Source organism: Nonomuraea dietziae (genome assembly GCF_014195505.1).
In the GTDB taxonomy this organism is placed as follows: Bacteria; Actinomycetota; Actinomycetes; order Streptosporangiales; family Streptosporangiaceae; genus Nonomuraea; species Nonomuraea roseola.
In genome coordinates this window covers 1109943-1128956 of the sequence record NZ_JACIBV010000001.1, presented here as the reverse complement: position 1 = coordinate 1128956, position 19014 = coordinate 1109943, and the positions used below count along the sequence as shown (strand labels likewise).

At 72.6% G+C, this 19014-nt stretch carries 18 protein-coding genes; 15 read left to right on the top strand and 3 right to left on the bottom strand.

Annotated features, from left to right (window positions below):
- Positions 1–21 precede the first annotated feature (21 nt).
- Entirely contained in the window at positions 22–720 is a 699-nt protein-coding gene (locus FHR33_RS05590) for a 4'-phosphopantetheinyl transferase family protein (protein ID WP_183644445.1), read from the top strand.
- Complete coding sequence (locus tag FHR33_RS05585; protein ID WP_183644442.1) at positions 717–1556, top strand: TIGR03621 family F420-dependent LLM class oxidoreductase; 840 nt, start codon at positions 717–719, stop codon at positions 1554–1556. Before FHR33_RS05590 ends, FHR33_RS05585 begins: the two co-directional genes overlap by 4 nt.
- On the opposite strand, the gene FHR33_RS52460 is transcribed toward FHR33_RS05585, so the two are convergent.
- The gene (locus tag FHR33_RS52460; protein ID WP_312895998.1) at positions 1537–2892 is read right to left on the bottom strand and encodes an NDP-hexose 2,3-dehydratase family protein; all 1356 of its coding nucleotides are present in this window, start codon (positions 2890–2892) and stop codon (positions 1537–1539) included. The two genes, FHR33_RS05585 and FHR33_RS52460, sit on opposite strands and share 20 nt — an antisense overlap.
- 160 nt (positions 2893–3052) lie before the next feature.
- Here FHR33_RS52460 and FHR33_RS05575 point away from each other — a divergent pair, with 160 nt between their 5' ends.
- Genes FHR33_RS05575 through FHR33_RS05565 form a run of 3 tightly spaced genes read left to right on the top strand, consistent with a single transcriptional unit; the run spans position 3053 to position 5481 of the window.
- The gene (locus FHR33_RS05575; RefSeq protein ID WP_183644437.1) at positions 3053–3649 is read left to right on the top strand and encodes a DUF1707 SHOCT-like domain-containing protein; all 597 of its coding nucleotides are present in this window, start codon (positions 3053–3055) and stop codon (positions 3647–3649) included.
- A 10-nt stretch (positions 3650–3659) separates the two neighbouring features.
- A complete protein-coding gene (locus FHR33_RS05570) occupies positions 3660–4880 on the top strand; it encodes a class I SAM-dependent methyltransferase (protein WP_183644434.1) in 1221 nt (406 codons plus the stop codon).
- A gap of 4 nt (positions 4881–4884) precedes the next feature.
- The gene (locus FHR33_RS05565) at positions 4885–5481 is read left to right on the top strand and encodes a dTDP-4-dehydrorhamnose 3,5-epimerase family protein (RefSeq protein WP_183644431.1); all 597 of its coding nucleotides are present in this window, start codon (positions 4885–4887) and stop codon (positions 5479–5481) included.
- On the opposite strand, the gene FHR33_RS05560 is transcribed toward FHR33_RS05565, so the two are convergent.
- Positions 5456–6556 (bottom strand): DegT/DnrJ/EryC1/StrS family aminotransferase, encoded by a 1101-nt coding sequence (locus FHR33_RS05560; RefSeq protein WP_183644429.1) that lies wholly within the window; start codon positions 6554–6556, stop codon positions 5456–5458. The two genes, FHR33_RS05565 and FHR33_RS05560, sit on opposite strands and share 26 nt — an antisense overlap.
- A gap of 169 nt (positions 6557–6725) precedes the next feature.
- On the opposite strand from FHR33_RS05560, the gene FHR33_RS05555 reads away from it, so the two are divergent.
- The gene (locus FHR33_RS05555; protein ID WP_183644426.1) at positions 6726–7907 is read left to right on the top strand and encodes a macrolide family glycosyltransferase; all 1182 of its coding nucleotides are present in this window, start codon (positions 6726–6728) and stop codon (positions 7905–7907) included.
- Positions 7907–9343, top strand: coding sequence for an AfsR/SARP family transcriptional regulator (locus tag FHR33_RS05550; protein ID WP_183644423.1), 1437 nt, complete (start codon positions 7907–7909; stop codon positions 9341–9343). The genes FHR33_RS05555 and FHR33_RS05550 overlap by 1 nt, the downstream gene beginning before the upstream one ends.
- A gap of 51 nt (positions 9344–9394) precedes the next feature.
- Here FHR33_RS05550 and FHR33_RS05545 read toward each other — a convergent pair whose 3' ends face one another.
- The gene (locus FHR33_RS05545) at positions 9395–11089 is read right to left on the bottom strand and encodes an FAD-dependent oxidoreductase (protein WP_183644422.1); all 1695 of its coding nucleotides are present in this window, start codon (positions 11087–11089) and stop codon (positions 9395–9397) included.
- Positions 11090–11226: 137 nt separating this feature from the next.
- On the opposite strand from FHR33_RS05545, the gene fabG reads away from it, so the two are divergent.
- Genes fabG through FHR33_RS05505 form a run of 8 tightly spaced genes read left to right on the top strand, consistent with a single transcriptional unit; the run spans position 11227 to position 19004 of the window.
- Complete coding sequence (gene fabG / locus FHR33_RS05540; RefSeq protein ID WP_246451681.1) at positions 11227–11979, top strand: 3-oxoacyl-ACP reductase FabG; 753 nt, start codon at positions 11227–11229, stop codon at positions 11977–11979.
- Positions 11980–12017: 38 nt separating this feature from the next.
- Positions 12018–12308: an acyl carrier protein gene (locus FHR33_RS05535; RefSeq protein WP_183644419.1), complete on the top strand. Its 291-nt coding sequence runs from the start codon at positions 12018–12020 to the stop codon at positions 12306–12308.
- Entirely contained in the window at positions 12305–12781 is a 477-nt protein-coding gene (fabZ, locus tag FHR33_RS05530) for a 3-hydroxyacyl-ACP dehydratase FabZ (protein ID WP_183644416.1), read from the top strand. Before FHR33_RS05535 ends, fabZ begins: the two co-directional genes overlap by 4 nt.
- A gap of 3 nt (positions 12782–12784) precedes the next feature.
- On the top strand, positions 12785–13849 hold the full coding sequence (locus FHR33_RS05525) for an aminomethyl transferase family protein (RefSeq protein WP_183644414.1): 1065 nt from the start codon (positions 12785–12787) through the stop codon (positions 13847–13849).
- 31 nt (positions 13850–13880) lie between these two features.
- Complete coding sequence (locus FHR33_RS05520) at positions 13881–16172, top strand: beta-ketoacyl-[acyl-carrier-protein] synthase family protein (RefSeq protein ID WP_183644410.1); 2292 nt, start codon at positions 13881–13883, stop codon at positions 16170–16172.
- Between the two features lie 5 nt (positions 16173–16177).
- Positions 16178–16897 (top strand): nitroreductase family protein, encoded by a 720-nt coding sequence (locus FHR33_RS05515; RefSeq protein ID WP_183659889.1) that lies wholly within the window; start codon positions 16178–16180, stop codon positions 16895–16897.
- On the top strand, positions 16894–18138 hold the full coding sequence (locus FHR33_RS05510; RefSeq protein ID WP_312895375.1) for an FAD-dependent oxidoreductase: 1245 nt from the start codon (positions 16894–16896) through the stop codon (positions 18136–18138). The genes FHR33_RS05515 and FHR33_RS05510 overlap by 4 nt, the downstream gene beginning before the upstream one ends.
- Entirely contained in the window at positions 18135–19004 is an 870-nt protein-coding gene (locus FHR33_RS05505; protein ID WP_183644404.1) for an alpha/beta fold hydrolase, read from the top strand. The genes FHR33_RS05510 and FHR33_RS05505 overlap by 4 nt, the downstream gene beginning before the upstream one ends.
- Positions 19005–19014 lie beyond the last annotated feature (10 nt).

Here is a 19014-nt window from a genome sequence, read left to right as displayed (position 1 = left end):
GCGGGGTGCGAGGAGGTTTAGGTGATCGAGGAGATCCTGCCCGTGACGGTCAAGGCTTTCGACACCTTCACCGACCCGTCCGACGTCGTCCTCTTCCCCGAGGAGGCCGCCCTGGTGCGCCTGGTGGCCGGCAAGCGGCGCGCGGAGTTCACCACCGCCCGCGACTGCGCCCACCGGGCCATGCGCCGGCTCGGCGTCGACCCCGTCCCGATCCTGAGCGGCCCTTACGGCGAGCCGCTCTGGCCCCCGGGCGTCATCGGCAGCATCACCCACTGCGCCGGCTACCGCGCCGCCGCCGTCAGCGTGCAGCCGGGCGCCGTCGGGATCGACGCCGAGCCCGACGCCCCGCTGCCCCCCGGAGTGCTGGAGGTCGTCTCCCTTCCCCGCGAGCGCGAGATGCTGCTCGGGCTGGCCGCCCTGTATCCCCGCACGAGCTGGGACCGGCTCCTGTTCAGCGCCAAGGAGTCGGTCTACAAGGCGTGGTTCCCCCTGGCCGGGCGCTGGCTCGACTTCCAGGACGCGGCGGTCAGCCTCGACCCTGAGCGCGGCACGTTCAGGGCCGAACTGCTCGTGCCGGGGCCGCGCTGGATGGGCAGGCCGCTGACCGGCTTCAGCGGCCGGTGGCGAACCGGCGCGGGCCTGATCGTCACCGCCGTCGCCGCGGTGGCGGCCCCGCACGCCGTCCCGCCCGCCCGCCGGCCGGAAGGAAACCTCAGATGACCAGATTCGGGGTCGTGCTCATCGCCGAGGACTGCTCAAGGAACGAGTGGGCAGCCAGGTGCCGGCGCGCCGAGGCGCTCGGCTACGACGTGATCGCCGTGCCCGACCACCTGAACCTGCTCGCACCGTTCCCCACCGCGCTGCTGGCCGCGGAGGTCACCGAGCGGGCGCTGATCGGCACCTACGTGCTCAACGCCGCCTTCCACCGGCCTGCCCTGCTCGCCAGGGACGTCGTCACCCTCAACCGGCTCATGGACGGACGCCTGGAGCTGGGGCTCGGCACCGGCTACGTGCGGGCCGAGTTCGAGGCGGCAGGGCTGCCCTTCGGCGCGGGAACCCGTACCCGCACGCTGGAAAGGCTCGTCGCCGAGCTCGACCGCCTCCTGGAGCACAAGCGTCCACCCCTCATGATCGGCGGGCACGGCGACCGGGTGTTGAGCCTCGCCGCCCGCAACGCCGAGATCGTCAGCTTCACCGGCGCGCCGTTCCGCCCCGAGTACGGCAGGACCGCGCTCGTCGACGCGGGCACGCTGCTCGCGCGCGTCGCGCACGTGCGCGCGGCGGCGGGCGCACGGTCCTCGCAGCCGGAGCTCAACGTGCTGTCCAAGGCCACCGTCCTGACGCGCGACCGCCGTGCGGGCGTGCGGAGCCTGCGCCGCTACGCCCCTGACCTCACCACGGAGCAGCTCCTGGAGGTGCCGACGATCTTCGCGGGCACCCCGGCGCAGATCGCCGAACAGATCCGCAGGGATCGGGAACGGTACGGGTTCACGTACGTCACCGTGATGGACTCCGCCATGGAGGACTTCGGGAAGGTCATCGAACACCTCCGCTGACGGGCCGGTCGAGCGCGCCCGCCAGGCTGTGCAGGCAGGCGTTGAGGCTTCGGGCCTGCACGTTCAGGTAGTAGCTGTGCCGCAGCAGCGCGTCGAGCTGGTGCAGGGCGAGCCAGCGGAAGGCCGGATGGCCGGGCAGCGGATCCTCGTCGGTCTCGACGACGAGGTAGCGGTTGCGCGCGTGGTAGAAGCGGCCGCCCTCCTCCGACAGGACGGTGTCGAAGCGAATCCGCTCCGGCGGGGCGTTCAGCACCTGCGCCAGCAGCGGCGGCCGAGCCGGCGCCGGCAGGTGGTCGTAGTTGCCCGGCGTGCACTGCACGGTCGGGGCCAGCTCCACCACGTCGGTGTAGCCGGGCTCGACGCGGGCGTGCACCAGCGCGTGCAGCACCCCGCGGATCGGCCTGACCAGGAAGGCGACGAGCCCTGTGCCCACCGGCTCGATCATCGGCTGCGTCCACCGGTTCACCTCGCGGCCGTGCGCCTCCACCCGCACGCCGACGACGTCGAAGAACCTGCCGCTCTCGTGAGAGATCCGGCCGGCGGAGCGGTGCCAGCGGCGCAGCCGGTTGAGCGGCAGCGGCCTGGCCTGGATGTCGACCGTGGAGCGGACGCCGCTGAGCCAGCTCAGGATCTCGTGCACGCCGTGCGCGGCGTCCGCGCGCGGGTCGCGCGAGCGCGCCAGCATGGCGCCGAACTCGTCACCGCCCACCGCCCCGTCCCGAAGCGGCAGGCACGCCAGCACCGTCCGGGCGTCCATGTTGACCAGATCGTCCACCGACAGCAGCTCCCGCACCCGGCGCAGCGGCAGCCACCGGAACCCCTCGGCCGCCGCCACCTCCTCGCCGACCTCCACGACCATGTTGCGGTTGCGCTTGCGATAGAACCAGGCGCCCTGCTCCGACTGGCGCACGTCGGCCAGCACCCGCCCGCGCGGCTCCCTGAAGAAGTCCAGGTACGGCACCTGCCGGCCCCTGTGCACCCCGGTGTAGTTGCTCCTGGTCGCCTGCACGGTGGGGGAGAGCTGCGGCCCGTCGACGTTGCCCGGCTCGTTCTTGGCCTGCATCAGCAGGTGCGGCACGCCGCCGACGCGCTTGAGCAGGATGCCGAGGATGCCCGCCTCGGGCTGGTTGATGATCGGCTGGGTCCAGGCCTCCACCGCCCACCCCGGCCGGCGCACGTCGAGACCCTCGACTGTGAAGAACCGGCCGCTACGGTGGTGGATGTTGCCCGTCTCCGGGTCCTCGTGCCAGCCGGCCAGCTCCTCCAGGGGCAGCCGGGTCACGCTCATGAACGTGTGCCCGGCCATCTCGCGCAGCCACTCCTGTACGTCGGTGATGGCAAGCTCCTTACCGCGCGGTCCGTCACCGGCGACGCTGCCACGGGCCGCCGCGGCCGCTCAACCCCTGCTCCCGCGCCCGACCCCTGTCCCGTGCGGGCCGGGAGGATAGGGGTTCTGCTCTGGGCCGCGGCATTCCTACTCTTCTAGGGTGGACGCCATGACCGATCACCGGGAAGTGCGGGCCAGTGACCACGACCGCGACAGGGTCGCCGAGGTGCTCCGCGTGGCCGTCGGCGAGGGGCGCATCACCCTGGAGGAGTTCAACGAGCGCGTCGACCGCACCTACTCGGCCCGCACGCTGGGCGAGCTGGACGAGGTCGTGGCCGACCTGCCGGGGCCAGGAGCGCTGTCCGAGCCCACGCGCGCCACGCCGCTGCCCGTCCCGGTGGGCGGCGACACGCTCCTGCTGCACACCACCAGCGGCAGGGTCGGCCAGGTGGGCCGCTGGAGCGTGCCCCCGTACCTGAGCGCCAAGGCAGGCAGGTGGGGCAAGGTGCGGATCGACTTCACCTCGGCCGACTGCCCGCACCGGGAGGTCCTGCTCGACATCGAGATCACCTCCTGGTTCGGCGACATCGTCGTGGTGGTGCCGCGCGGCTGGGTGGTCCGCGACGAGGAGGTCGTCCGGCGGTGGATGGGCGCCGTGTACAACCGCCCGCCGGTCCCGCTCGCGCCCGACGGCGTCACCGTGCGGCTCACCGGCTACGTCCAGACCGGCGACGTCTGGGTGAGGTACCGCAGGGCCACTAGCTGAGGAGGATCGCATGGCGTGCCGGATCTGTTCGGGCCGTCTCCACCCTTTCGCCGACTTCGGCCGTCAGCCGGTCTCCGACGCCTTCGTCCTGCCCGGCGACACGGGCGAGGAGTTCTTCTTCGATCTGGCCGTGGGGGTGTGCGAGAGCTGCGCGATGGTGCAGCTCCTGCAGGAAGTGCCCAGGGAGCGCATGTTCCACGAGGGATACCCGTACCTGTCGTCAGGCTCGGCGGTGATGCGCGAGCACTTCCGCTCGCTGGCCGGGCGGCTGCTCGCCACCGAGCTGGCCGGGCCCGACCCGTTCGTCGTCGAGCTGGGGTGCAACGACGGCACCATGCTGGCGACGATCGCCGCCGCGGGCGTCAGGCACCTCGGCGTCGAGCCGTCGGGCGGGGTGGCCGACCTGGCCGAGGCCCGGGGCGTGCGGGTGCGCAAGGACTTCTTCGAGGCCGCCACCGCGGCGAGCATCCTGGCCTTCGACGGGCCCGCCGACGTCGTCTACGCCGCCAACACCCTGTGCCACATCCCCTACCTGGACTCGATCATGAAGGGCGTCGCCACGCTGCTGCGGCCGGGCGGCGTCTTCGTCTTCGAGGACCCCTACCTGGGCGACATCCTGGAGCGCGCCTCCTTCGACCAGATCTACGACGAGCACTTCTACCTCTTCTCCGCCACCTCCGTGCGGGAGCTGGCCCGCCGCCACGGGTTCGACCTGGTGGACGTGGAGCGGCTGCCCGTGCACGGCGGAGAGGTCCGCTACACGCTGGCCAGGCGCGGCGCCAGGACGCCGAGCCCGGCGGTGGCCGAGCTCCTGGCCGCCGAGGAGGCCGGCGCCCTGACCGGCCCGCAGACGCTGCGGGACTTCGCCGGCCGCGTGGCGGGCATCCGCGACAGCCTCGTGGACCTGCTCACCGGCCTGCGCGCGCGAGGGGCCACGGTGTACGGCTACGGCGCGACGGCCAAGAGCGCCACCGTGCTCAACTACTGCCGCATCGGCCCCGGCCTCGTCTCGCACATCTGCGACACCACCCCGGCCAAGCAGGGCAGACTCACGCCCGGCTCGCACATCCCGGTCCGCGGCCCCGAGGCGTTCGCGGCCCCGTACCCGGACTACGCGCTGCTGTTCGCGTGGAACCACGCGGAGGAGATCATGGCCAAGGAGACGGCGTTCCGCGACGCGGGAGGCACGTGGATCCTGTACGTCCCCGACGTCCACCTGGTGCGGGGCTGAGCAGGTGGAACACCGCGAGCTGGCCGTGGCCGGCGCCTTCGTGTTCGACCCCGAGGTCCACCCCGACCGGCGCGGCAGCTTCGCCTCGCCCTACCAGGAGAGCGTGTTCGCCGCCGCGGTGGGGCGCCCGCTCTTCCCCGTCGCGCAGGCCAGCAGGAACGTCTCCCGGCGCGGGGTGGTGCGCGGCGTGCACTACACCCTGGTCCCGCCCGGCACCGCCAAGTACGTCTTCTGCGCCGGGGGCCGGGCCCTCGACATGGTCGTCGACCTGCGGGTGGGCTCGCCGACGTTCGGCCGCTGGGAGGCTGTGGAGCTGACGGCAGGCAACGGCCGCGCGGTCTACCTCCCGCCGGGCGCCGGCCACGCGTTCGCCGCGCTCGAGGACGACACCGTGATGTGTTACCTGCTGTCCTCCGAGTACCGCAAGGAGGACGACCTCACCCTGTCGGTCCTCGACGAGGATCTCGGGCTGCCGCTGCCGGGCGGCACGTCGCCGGCGCTGTCTGAGCGCGACGCCGCCGCGCCCACACTGGCCGAGGCGGCGGCGCGCGGGCTGCTCCCGAGCTACGCGCCCGCTACAGCACCTTCAGCAGCGCGGTGATGATCCGTTCCTGCGATTCCACCGGCAGCGACGGGTACATCGGCAGGGAGAAGATCTCCCCGGCCAGCGCCTCGGTCACCGGCAGGCTGCCCGGCGCGTATCCCAGATGGGCGAAGCCCGACATGGTGTGCACCGGCCACGGATAGCTGACGTTGAGATGGATGTCGAAGGCGTGCAGCGCCTGGATGATCTCGTCCCGGCGCGGGTGGCGCACCACGTACAGGTAGTAGACGTGCTCGTTGCCCGCGGCGGTCTCCGGCAGCACCAGGTCGGTGCCGGCCAGGCCCTCGGCGTAGCGGGCGGCCACCGCCCTGCGGCCGGCGATGTAGCGGTCGAGCCTGCTCAGCTTGCGGCGCAGGATCTCCGCCTGCACCTCGTCCAGCCGCGCGTTGTGGCCAGGTGTCTGGACCACGTAGTACGTCTGTTCCATCCCGTAGTAGCGCAGCCGCCGCAGCGCGCGCTCCACGTCCCCGTCGGAAGTGATCGTCGCGCCCCCGTCGCCGTATGCCCCCAGCACCTTCGTCGGGTAGAAGGAGAAGGCGGCGGCGTGGCCCATCGAGCCTGCCGTCCTGCCGTGGTGGCGGGCGCCGTGGGCCTGCGCGCAGTCTTCCAGGATCACCAGCCCGTGCGCGGCGGCCAGCCGCTCCAGCGGCGCCATGTCCACGCACTGCCCGTACAGGTGGACCGGCAGCAGGCAGCGGGTGCGCGGCGTGATCGCCGCCTCCACCAGCTCCACGTTCATCAGGTAGGTGTCCGCGCGTACGTCGGTGAAGACCGGGGTGGCGCCCACGGCGTCGATGGCCACCACCGTCGGCGCGGCCGTGTTGGACACCGTGATCACCTCGTCGCCCCGGCCGACGCCCAGCGCCTGCAGGCCCAGCTTGACGGCGTTGGTTCCGTTGTCGACGCCGACGCAGTGGCGCACGCCGTGGTAGGCGGCGAACTCCTCCTCGAAGGAGCGGACGCTCTCGCCCAGGACGAGCTGTCCGGAGCGGAACACGGTCTCGACGGCGTCCAGGATGTCGGCTCGTTCGGATTCGTATTCGGGCAGATAATCCCATACGCGCGTGGCCATTCGTCCTCCTCGGGCTCCGGCGGCCCCAGGATAAACACCCCGAGCGGGAGCGGGGGAACCCCTAAAGGAGGGGGCGAATATGAGGGGCACGGTAGGGGTGACCGTTTCTCGCCGCCGTCCCTAGATTGGGCACCGCACGTAATGCGAAAAAATTGCCGGGAGGCTCCACATGACAGGGCGTTTTCTTTTCATGTGCCAGCCCGACCACGGTCACGTCATTCCCAGTCTCGCCGTGGTCGCTGAACTGGTCCGCAGGGGACATCAGGTCACCTACCTCACTTCGCCCGCGATGGCCGGGCTGGTGACGGGAGCCGGCGCCACCGTGCTCCCGTACGACTCGATCTACCAGCACGTGGACCTGCGGAAGCTGGAGGACGATCCGCTCGGCCTGCTCTCGCTCTTTCTCGACGAGAGCGCGGCGATGCTCGCCGCGGCCGGCCCTGAGCACCGGCCGGACGTGATCGTCTACGACGTCTCCGTCCTGCACGCCGGGCGCATCCTGGCCAGGAAGTGGGGGCTGCCCGCCACGCAGCTCATCCCGGTCTTCGCCGCCAACGCCCACTTCTCCTTCCTCTCCGCGGTCTACGCCGAGGAGGGCGGCGAGTCCCCCGAGCTGCCGGGCTGGGTGGACGGCATGCTCGCCAGGACCCGGGAGCTGGCCGAGGCCCATGGAGTGAGCGCCGACCCCGCCGAGCTCTGGTGGGAGGTGCAGGACTCCAACCTGGTCGCCCTGCCGCGTGCCTTCCAGTTCGCCGGGGACACCTTCGACGAGCGGTTCGCCTTCGTCGGCCCCTGCCTGGGGGAGCGCCGCTTCCTCACCGGGTGGGAGCCGCCGGGGGACGGGCTGCCGATCGCGCTGCTGTCCTTCGGCACCGTGCTCACCAGCCGCCCTGATCTGGTCCGCACCTGCGTGCAGGCCTTCGCCGAGCTGCCGTGGCGGGCCGTGGTGACGCTCGGCGACGGCATGGACGCTGCCGACCTCGGCCCGCTGCCGCCCACCGTCGAGGCCCGCCGGTGGGTGTCGCACCTGAGCGTGCTGCGCCACGCGTCGGTGGCGGTCACCCACGGTGGCATGGGCACCGCCATGGAGGCGCTCTACTGGGGCTGTCCCGCGGTCGTGCTTCCCGCCACCGCCATCGACAGGCTCAACGCCCGCCGCATCGAGGAGCTCGCGCTCGGCCGGGCGCTCGACCCCGCGGGGCTCACCCCCGATCGTCTGGTGGAGGCGGTGCTCGCCGTCGCCTCCGACGAGCGCGTACGGCGGGCCGCGGGCGAGATGCGGCGCGAGATCGAGTCGGCGGGCGGCACGGTCCGCGCCGCCGACGTGCTCGAACGCCGTCTGGCCGCCTGATGGAGCGGGTCGCGCCCGGCCGGGCGCCCGCCTTCGAGTTCCATGTGCTGGGCCCGCTCACCGTGGTCAAGGACGGTGCCGAACTGGCCATGAGCGCCAACAGGGAGCTGGTCATCCTGGCCAGCCTGCTGCTCAACGCCAACCGGGTGATGAGCGTGGAACGGCTGGTCGAAGCGGTGTGGGCGGGCTCGGCGCCCCGGAGCGCCTGGCGGCAGGTGGCCATCTGCGTGTCACGGCTGCGCCGCACGCTCGGCGCGGGCCTGATCGAGACCTCCAGCCCCGGCTACCTGCTGCGCGCCTCCCCTGCCAGCATCGACTGGCTCCGGTTCAGGGAATTGGTGGCGCGCTCGCGCGGCCAGGCCGCCGCCGGCGAGCGGGAGGACGCCGTCCTCCTGCTGCGCGACGCGCTCGCGCTCTGGCGCGGCCAGCCGTTCGAGGACATCCGCGGGCTGCGCTTCGACGCGGCGCGGATGGCCGAGTCACGGCTTGAGGCCCTGGAGACCTGCCTGGAGCTGGAGATCGAGCTCGGCCGCCACCACCAGGTGATCCCCGAGCTGCTCGCCCTCGTGGCCGAGTCTCCCTTCAGGGAGCGGGTGCGGGCGCAGCTCATGCTGGCGCAGTACCGAGCGGGCCGCCGCGCCGACGCGCTGCGCACCTACCAGGAGACCCGCCGCTACCTTCTGGAGCAGATCGGTCTCGAACCCGGCCCTGCCCTACGGCGGCTGCACGAGCAGATCCTGCGGGACGAGTCGGCGCTCATGCGCCCGCCCGCCCCACGTCCGGCCGCCGGCCGGCCCGTGCCCTCCCAGCTTCCGCCGCAGGTCCTGCCGTTCGTGGGCCGCGACAGGGAGCTGGCCACGCTCGACACCATCCTGGGCTCCGCCAGGGCGCCGGGCGCCATGGTGCTGTGCGGGGCGGCGGGCGTCGGCAAGACCACGCTGGCGGTGCACTGGGCGCACCGCCAGGCGGACCGTTTCCCCGACGGCCAGCTCTACGCCGACATGAGCGCCACCGGGCCCGCACCCGTGATGGACCGGTTCCTGCGCGCGCTCGGTGTGCAGGAGATACCTGCCGACCCCGCCGAGAAGCTCGCCCTCTACAGGAGTTGCACGGCGCGCATCCGGCTGCTGGTCGTGCTGGACGGCGCTGAGGACAGCGACCAGGTGCTGCCGCTGCTGCCGGGCGGACCGGACTGCCGCGTCATCGTCACTAGCGCGAACCCGCTCGACGACCTGGTGGCCCGGCAGGGGGCCAACCGGGCGTTCCTGCAGCCCCTGGCCGACGACGCGGCCAGACACCTGGCGGACCTGCTGGTCGGCGGGGCGCTCGGCCCCCAGGCGGTGGCCGACCTCGTGGTCACCTCACGCGGCAACCCGCTCTCGCTGCGGCTCGGCGCCGCCCGCCTGCACTCCCGCGCGGGTCAGCCCGCCGCCTGACATCGCAGCCGGCGTTCCTGGCCGGGCGGCCCACCTCCCGGCTCCGCCGTGTCAGCGCCTGGACAGCACCCGGTCGACGGCCTTCGTGAGCGCCAGCGCCGAGGCGGGGCCGTCCGGGGAGCGCCAGGCGACGTGACCGTCAGGACGGATGAGGACCGCGCCCTCAGGACCGAGCCCGTACTCCTTGGCCCAGGTAGGCGAGAGGAGCGGGCCGGAGGGACAGCGGCCCGCGACGGTGAACGGGTCCCCGGGGATGTGCGGGGAGGACTCTCCAAGCGTGGGCGGGTCCTCGGCGGAGATCTCCTCGGCGGCGATCTCCACGGCGGTGAGCGGGACGCCGGTGCGGCGGGCCGCCTCCGCGGCCTGCCCCGGCCAGCCGGCGCCGGCGGGAGCGAGCAGCGTGAAGCGCGGGCCGAGTAGGTCCAGGGTGGAGACACGCCCGTCGGGGCCATGGAGCCACACGTGCGGGGCCCGATGCCCGGGCCGGGCGGTGGGGACGTACGTCCGGTAGGGGTCGGCGGGCGCGGGGGGCGCGGTGCCGTCGGACACCACGGCGCGGGAGTCGTAGCCGAACCCCAGCACCAGCCCCTCGCAGCTGCGCCGCCCTGCCTGCCGCTCGATCGCCTCCCGCATCGACAGCCTGCCCTCCATCATGTCGAAGGTGATCAGCGCGTTGTTCAGGCTCTCGTCCACCGTGCGGGCGGCGACGGGCCGGCGTTCCGCCTCGTAGGTGTCCAGCAGCTCCTCGCCCGCCGTGCCGCGCAGCACGGCGGCCAGCTTCCAGGCCAGGTTGTGCGCGTCCTGGATGCCGCAGTTCATGCCGAACCCGCCCTGCGGCGTCGCCACGTGCGCGGCGTCGCCCGCCAGGAAGACCGGGCCTGCCCTGAAGGCGGCGGCCACCATGGCCTGCTGCAGCCACGGCATCACGCCGAGGATGGTGACAGGCAGGCCGGGCATGCCCACGGCGGCGCGCACGGCCGCCAGGCAGGCCTCCTCGGTGAAGTCCGCAGGGCTGCCGCCGAGCTCTGGCTCGTAGCCGGTCTGCACCATCCAGCGCCGCTCGTGGTCGACCGCCTCCACGGCACAGGGCGGGTCGCGTAGGAAGGACAGCGCGGCCCGCCGGTCGGGGGGCAGGAAGCCGAGGTCCGCCTCGAACATGATGCTGATCATGTGGCCGAGCGGCGGCGGACCCTCGGCCGCGATGCCGAGGCCCTCGCGCACGCCGCTGCGGCTGCCGTCGGCGGCCACCAGGTAGCGGCAGCGCACCAGCGTCTCGCCGTCCGCGCGGTTCACGGTCGCCGTCACGCCGCCGGCGGTGGGGCGCATGCCGGTCATGGTGGCGCCGAACCACACCTCGGTCTCAGGCCGGGACTCGGCCAGCCGCCGGAGGATCACCTCCAGGCGGTCCTGCGCGCACAGGAAGGTGTAGGTGGGGCTCTGCGGCGCGTCCCGGTCCAGCTCCGCGGCGGACCTGAGAAAGTCGGCGGCGGTCAGGGAGCTGCCGACGCCCACCGCGAGGTACTCCTCCCTGGGCATGCCTGCGCGCTCCACCTCCTCCTGGATGCCCCAGCCGCGCAGCAGCTCCATCGTCCTGGTGGTGATCAAACGCGCCTTCGGGAAAATCGACGTGTCCGCCCGCCTTTCCACCAGCAGCACCGATATTCCGTGGCGGGCGAGCTCAATGGCGGCGCAGAGCCCGACAGGCCCACCTCCGACGACCAGAACTTCTACATCGAGCTCATTCATGGGCCAAGAGTCATATATCGCGAATATTCAGGTCAATGCCGAGATATCTGGGTGATGCAGGCGTGATATCGCGGCTTAGTAGCTTATGCGTAAAGATCCAGATTGATCGATGCGGTGATTATCGAATTCCTGGAGAGATGATGCTCTTTGCCCCCGGCTCTGTGGCCGTGGTGACGGGCGGGTCCCGCGGGATCGGCCGGGCCGTCGCGCTCGACCTGGCCAGGGAGGGCGCCCACGTCATCGTCAACTACGCCCAGTCCGAGCGCGACGCCAAGGAAGTGGCCGACCAGATCGCGCAGGAGGGCGGCAGCGCGAGCGCCGTGCAGGCCGACGTCACCGACGAGGAGGCGGTCAAGCGCCTCTTCCGCACCGTGCGGGCCGAGCACGGGCGGCTCGACGTGCTGGTGACCAGCGCCGGCGTCACCAGGGACCGCTACCTCATCGCGATGAGCCTGGAGCAGTTCCGCGCCCCCGTGGACACCAACCTCGTCGGCACCTTCCTCGCCTGCCGGGAGGCGCTGAAGGTGATGCAGCACCAGCGGAGCGGATCGATCGTGACCATCTCCTCCTCCAGCGGGCTCGACGGCGGCTTTCCCGGCCAGACCAACTACGTGGCGTCCAAGGGCGCGATCATCGCCTTCACCCACGCGCTGTCGAACGAGGCGGCCCCGCACGGGGTGCGGGCCAACGTGGTCGCCCCCGGCTTCGTCGCCACCGACATGACCCGCAAGGTGCCCGCCGACATCAAGAAGCGCTACGAGTCGCGCATCCGCCTGGGCCGGATGGGCCGGCCGGAGGAGATCGCCTCCATCGTCAGCTTCCTCGCCTCGGACAAGGCCTCGTACATGTCCGGCTCGGTGGTCGTCGCGCACGGCGGTGGCCTCCAGTGACCGGCCCCCACCATCAGCCTGGCGCACAAGGAGAACCCATGACCATCGACGAACTGCGGGCGAAGGCCGCCCAGCGGCAGCAGACCTGCAGCCAGATCAAGAAGATGATCGTGTCGCGGCTCGATCTGGAGATCGAGCCCGGCTGGATCACCGACGACCAGCCGCTGTTCGGCCGCGGCCTCGAGCTGGACAGCCTCGACGTGCTGGAGCTCTACGTCGCCATCGAGGCCGAGTTCGGCGTCGCGCTCTACGACAGCGACATGGCGGTGTTCGGCTCGGTGTCGCGACTGGCCGACGAGGTCGACCCCACGCTGAGGGCGCCGGCATGACGGTGGCACAGCAGGCGCCGCCCGTCTCCGGGCTGACCCACGACCAGGTCCGCGCCGTCCTGCCGCACCGCTGGCCGATGCTGCTGCTCGACCGGGTCGTCAAGGTGGTGCCCGGCGTCAAGGGAACGGCGACCAAGAACGTCACCGGCACCGAGCTGTGGTTCCAGGGACACTTCCCCGGCCAGGCGGTGCTGCCCGGGGTCGTCGTGGTCGAGGCCATGGCCCAGCTCGCCGGCGTGGTCTTCGCCCTGGCGGGCGCCAGCGAGATCAGCTACCTGGCGGGCGTCAGGTCGATGCGCTTCCGCCGCCCGGTCGTGCCCGGCGACCAGCTCGTGCTGACGGCCGAGCAGACCGCCGGCGGCTCGGGGTTCGCCGAGTACCGGGTCTCGGCCCGGGTGGACGGCCAGGTCGCCGCCGAAGGAAACCTCACGATCGCCGATCCGGCGACCCAACGTTCTGTGCGAAAGGTGTGAACCATGGCTAGCGTCCTCGCGTCCCTGCATCCGGAGGACACCGTCTACGGCGACGTGGGCGACGCCACCGTCCCGCTGCGCTTCTCCTCCTTCCCGCAGGAGTACCAGGTGCTCAGGGAGCGCGCGGCCGTGCTCGACCTCGGCGGGCACCGGCTCATCGAGATCACCGGCCCCGCCGCCGTGGACTTCGCCCAGCGGGTGCTGGCCCGCGACGTGGAGTACCTCACCTCCGACCGCTGCATGATGAGCCTCGTTCTCGACGAGTCCGGCCAGGTCGTGGACCAGGTCGTCGCCTTCGGCCGGGAGGAGGGGCTGCTCCTGGAGAGCTCCTGCGGCGCCGGCGCCCGCCTGCTGGACCATCTGCTGGCGCACGCCGAGGAGGGCGCCGAGATCGCCGACCGCTCCGCCGACCTGACGGTCATCGGACTGGAGGGCCCGTACGCGTGGGGCGTGGTCGGTCGGCTGATCGACGGCGAACTCGCCTCCCTGCCGTTCGAGTCCGTGGTGGACACCACCTGGAACGGCGTGGACATCGTCTTCGCCAGGACCGGCTACACCGGCGAGTACGGCTATCAGATGATCGTCCCCAGGCAGGCCGCGCCCGGCCTGTGGGCGGGCGCGCTGGAGCACGCGCAGGCCGCGGGGCAGGAGGCGCTGGAGCTGGCGATGCTGGAGGTGCGCCAGCCGATCCCACGCCACGAGGCCACCCCGGGCGCCTCGGTGATCGAGATCGGCGCCAACTGGCTGGTCGACATCACCAAGGACGACTTCGTCGGCCGCGCCGCCGTGCTGGAGGCTTTCGAGACCGGAGGCGGGCTACGCACGGTCGGCTTCACCGGCTGCGAGGGCGTCCCTGCGCCTGGCACCCGCGTGCTCGCCGGCGGCCAGGACGTGGGCGAGGTCGTCTACGCCGTGCAGAGCGCCGGCCTCGGCGCCACCCTCGGCCTGGCCCGCGTGGACCCCGAACTGGCGGCGGCAGGTCTCGGCCTGACCGTCGGCGGCGTCGACGTCACCACGCTGACCAGCCCGTACATCGTGCCCAAGAGCTGGAGCATCCCGATCATCTGATCGGCAGGTCACGCTGAGAAGGAGGCAGAGCATGGCGCTGCGGCCCGTCGTCGTCACCGGCCTGGGCATCATCTGCGCGGCCGGCAGGAACCCCGAGGAGTTCTGGACGCGGCTCACCACGGCCAGGGGCGGGCTCGCCCCGATCGAGGACGAGGCGTTCGCCGTGTTCACGGCCAGGCACGCGGGTCAGGTGCCCGACGAGTGGATCGACGCCCAGCTGCCCGCAGGCGAGCAGGCAGGGGACCGCACCGCGCGGCTCGCGCTCGTCGCCGCCCGCCAGGCGGTCGAGCAGGCAGGGGTCGAGCAGGCGGGGCCGGCACGGGCGGCCCCCGCCCCCGACCGGTTCGGCATCATCCTCGGCAAGTGCCAGGCCACCCCAGGGCCCGCCGGGCGCTACCAGCCCATGCACCACACCGCCGACGTGGTCGCGGAGCGGCTCGGCCTGCGCGGGCCGCGGATCCTCGTCTCGACCGCCTGCGCCGCCGGCGGCAACGCGGTCGGCCTGGCCAGGGACAAGATCCTCACCGGCGAGGCCGACGCGGTCCTGGCAGGCGGCGTCGACCCGCTGCTGTTCGGCACCTACGCGGGCTTCGCCGGGCTGCAGGCACTGAGCACCGGCCCGTGCCGGCCCTACAGCCGCTCCGACGGGCTCAACCTCGGCGAGGGCGCCGCGTTCCTGCTGCTGGAGCCGCTGGACCTGGCGCTCGCCAGAGGGGTGACGCCGCTGGCGGAGGTCGCCGGCTACGGGCTGTCCGCCGACGCCTACCACGCCACCGCCCCCGACCCCACCGGGCGCGGCGGGGCCAGCGCCGTGCGCCGCGCACTGGCCGAAGCCGGGCTCACACCCGGCGACGTCCACTACGTCAGCGGGCACGGCACCGGCACCCCGGCCAACGACGCCATGGAGGCCAAGGTCATGCGCCTGGTCTTCGGCGAGCGGGCCGCCCGGGTACCCACCAGCAGCATCAAGTCCTTCGTCGGCCACACCCTCGGCGCCGCCGGTGCGGTCGAGGCCGTGGCCAGCGTGCTGGCCCTGCGCCACGGCGTGGCGCCGCCCACGATCGGCTTCGACGACGGCGCGCAGGCCGACCTGGACTACGTGCCGAACCAGGCCAGGGCGATGCCCATCGACACCGTGGTCTCCAACAACTACGCCTTCGGCGGCAACAACGTCTCGCTCGTGCTGGCCAGGCCCAGGGACCCGGTTCCGTACGAGCCGGCGCCCCGCAGGCAGGCGGTGATCAGCGGGCTGGGGCCGGTCACCGGCGCCGGCACCGGCATCGCCGAGACGGCCGCGGCGATCGCCGCAGGTCGCCGCGCGGCCGGGCAGGCCCCGTCGCTCGAAGGCCGGACGTTCGCGCCGCGCTCACTGTGGCGGCACATGAACCGCCTGTCCCGCCTGGCGATCGCGGCTTCCCGCCTGGCCTGGGAGGACGCCGAGCTCAAGCTGCCGCGCAAAGCGCTGGACGACGTCGCGCTGGTCTTCGCCACAGGGGCGGGATCGGCCGAGAGCACCGGCGGCTTCGACGACAGCATCGCGCTCAACCCGAACAAGCCGGCCGTGCTGAGCTTCTCCAACGTCGTGCTGAACGCCACCGGCGGCGCGGTCTGCCAGACGCTCGGGCTGCGCGGCCCCACCACGACCCTCTGCAACGGCGCGGCGTCGGCGTCCATCGCCCTGGACTGCGCGCTGGAGATGATCGACGCGGGCAAGGCCGAGGTGGTCCTGGTCGTCGCCGCCGACGAGACGCCCGCCAGGCCCGCCCCCGGCGGCGCCTCCGCGCCGTTCGAGGACGACGGGCCGGTGCCGTACGGGGCGGAGGCGGTGGAGCCGGTGACCGGATCGGGGGCCGTGGCCTTCGTGGTCGAGTCCGCCGACCACTGCGCGGCGCGCGGCGGCAGGCCGTACGCCCGCGTGGCAGGCACCAGGCACGCGGCAGGAGAGGGAGCCGAGCCGGTGGCGCGCAGCCTCGCGCTGCCCGGAGCGGCACCAGGCCTGGTCGTGGGCGCGGCCACCGGGCTGCCCCGCGACGGCGAGGAGGCGGCGGCGGTCCTGGCCCGCATGCCGGGCGCGCTGCTCACCGCCTCGGCGGCGCTCATCGGCGACTGCCAGGCGGCCACCGGCGCGATGAACATCGCCCTGGCCGCACTCGCGGTCCGCGACGGTCTCGCCCCCGCGCTGACCGGGCTCACCGCGCCGCTCGCCGGCGACAGGGGCTCGTACGTGACCCGCCCCGAACTCGCGGGTCCGATGGCGAGCGCGCTGGCGCTGACCGCGGCGCACGACTCGGTCCGCGGCGCCGTCCTGCTGGAGGCGGTGTGAGCCGGATGCCCTTCGACGTGGCCGAGACCGACCGGCTGCTGACCACCACCCGGTCCGTGCGCCGCAGGCTGGACCTGGACCGGCCCGTACCCCGGGAGATCGTGGAGCAGGCCCTGGAGGTCGCCGTCCAGGCGCCCACCGCCAACAACCACCAGAACTGGCGCTGGCTGGTGATCACCGAGGCGGGCGTCAAGGAGAAGCTCGCCGAGATGATCCGCTCGTCCTGGGCCTTCCACCGCAACGACATGTGGACCAACGCGGGCCGGCGGCGCAACGACGCGCAGGCCCGCCGCAACTACGACTCCGCGCAGGCGCTCACCGAGACGATCGCGGCGGTGCCGGTGCTGGTCATCCCCTGCGTGTTGGGCAGGCCGCCGGACATCGCCGCCATCAACGCCCGCTGGCGCGCGCGGATGGCGGACAAGATCGCCGACGACCCCGGCCACCTCGTCCAGCACGGCGAGACGCGGGCCAGCATCTTCTACGGCTCCATCTTCCCCGCCATCTGGTCCTTCCAGCTCGCCCTGCGCAGCAGGGGGTTAGGCAGCACGATCACGTGCCTGCACGTGCCGCACGAACGCGAGACCGGGCGCCTGCTCGGCATACCCACAGGGGTCACGCAGGTCTGCATGATCCCCGTCGCCTACACGCTGGGCGCCGGCTTCCGCCCGGCCGACCGTTACCGAGCCAAGGAACGCACCTACTGGGAGAGGTGGGGGCAGTGACCCGACCCGAGCCGCCCGACGTCGTCATCGTCGGCGGCGGCATCGCCGGCGCGTCGGCCGCCTGCAAGCTGACCGCCGGCGGGCTTTCCGTGGTGCTGCTGGAGAAGCAGGACACCTACCAGGATCTGGTCCGCGGAGAGTGGCTCGCGCCATGGGGGATCAGGGAGGCGCAGCGCCTGGGCGTCTACGACTGTTTCTCGGCCGGCGGCGCCTGGGAGATCCGCGAGTGGATGACCTGGGACGAAGCCGTCACGGACGACGAGGTCGAGGCGGTGGACATGACCAGGTTCATCCCCGGCGTCGGCGGCCCCATGTCCTTCCCGCACCACGCCGTGTGCGCGCTGATGGCGGAGCAGGCCGCCGCCTCCGGCGCCCGCCTGGTGATGAACGCCTCCAAGATCGTCGTGGTTCCCGGTGAGCGGCCCGTCGTCACCTACCGGACCCCGGAGGGCGCGTTCGAGCTGCGGCCCCGCCTCGTGCTCGGCGCCACCGGCCGCGGCTGCACGGTCGGCCGCCAGGTCGGCATCACCATGCGCAACTCCATGCACCACTGGGGCGGCGGCATGATGGTCGAGGACATGGCCGGCTGGCCGCCCGACGTGCAGGCCATGGGCACCGAGGGCGACGTCATGTTCATGGTCTTCCCCCAGGGCTACGGCCGGGCCCGCCTCTACCTCAACTTCCCCACCGCCAACAAGCACCGCTACAGGGGACCTGGCGGCGTCGAGCGGTTCATGGCCGCCTTCGAGCTGGAGTGCCTGCCGGACCGGGGCAAGGCGGTGACCGAGGCGACGCCCGCGGGCCCGCTGTCGGTGTGGCCGTCGGTGTCCAGCGTCCCCGAGGGGCCGCCGCTGACCGAGGGCGTCGTGCTGATCGGCGACGAGGCGGGCAACGCCGACACCGTGCTCGGCACCGGCCTGTCCTGCGCCATGCGCGACTCCCGCACGGTCTGCGACATCCTGCTGGCCTCCTCCGACTGGTCGCCCTCGGCGTTCGCGCCGTACGTGGAGGAGCGTGACTTCCGCCTGGAGCGCCTGGACTTCGGCGCCTCCATCATCAGCAGGCTGCACGTGGAGTTCGGGCCCGCCGCCGTCGAGCGCAGGCGCAGGGTCCGCAAGCTCATGGCGCGCAACTTCGCTGCGCAGGTGACCGGGCTGCTCAACATGGTCGCCCCGGAGGACGTACCGGAGTTCGGCTTCAGCGAGTTCTTCGCTGAACGGCTGTTCAGGGAGACGGCATGACCGAGAAGAGAACCGTACGCGTCAACGACGTGGAACTCGCCTACCTGGACGAGGGCGAGGGCGAGCCCGTGATCCTGCTGCACGGCTTCCCCGACTCCTCCTACCTGTGGCGTCATCAGATCCCGGCGCTCGTCGAGGGCGGTTTCCGGGTCATCGCGCCCGACCTGCGCGGCTTCGGCGACTCCGGCAAGCCGCAGGAGGCCGCCGCCTACGGCATGCAGACCATCGTCAACGACGTCGTGGCCCTCACGCTCCACCTGGGCGTCAAACGCCCGCATCTGGTCGGCCACGACTGGGGGGCGGCGATCGCCTGGATGTACGCCTTCCTGATGCCGCGCAGGCTCGACCACCTGGTGGTCATGTCGGTCGGCCACCCCGGCGTCTTCGCCACGCCCTCGCTGGAGCAGCGGGCCGCCTCCTGGTACATGCTCTTCTACCAGTTCCCCGGAGTGAGCGAGGAACTGCTGCGGCGCAACGGCTGGCGGCTGTTCAAGGAGATCATGGGCCGCGAAGGCGACCACGACCGCTACCTGCGCGACCTGGCCAGACCCGGCGCGCTCACCGCCGGGCTCAACTGGTACAGGGCCAACCGCTCGCCCGAGGCCGAGCTGCGCCCCGCCCGGCCGTTCCCGCCGGTGTACGCGCCGACGCTCGGCATCTGGGGGGCGGGCGACAAGGCGCTCCTGGAGGAGGGCATGGCCGCCTCCGGCAAGTACGTCAAGGGTCCGTGGCGCTACGAGCGGATCGAGGACGCCGGCCACTGGCTCCCTCTGGACGCCCCCGACGAGGTCAACAAGCTGCTGCTCGGCTTCCTCGGCACCGAACGGCCCGCGCACCAGGAGCGGCGCCCCAGGCGCCGGCTCTAGTCGGCGAAGG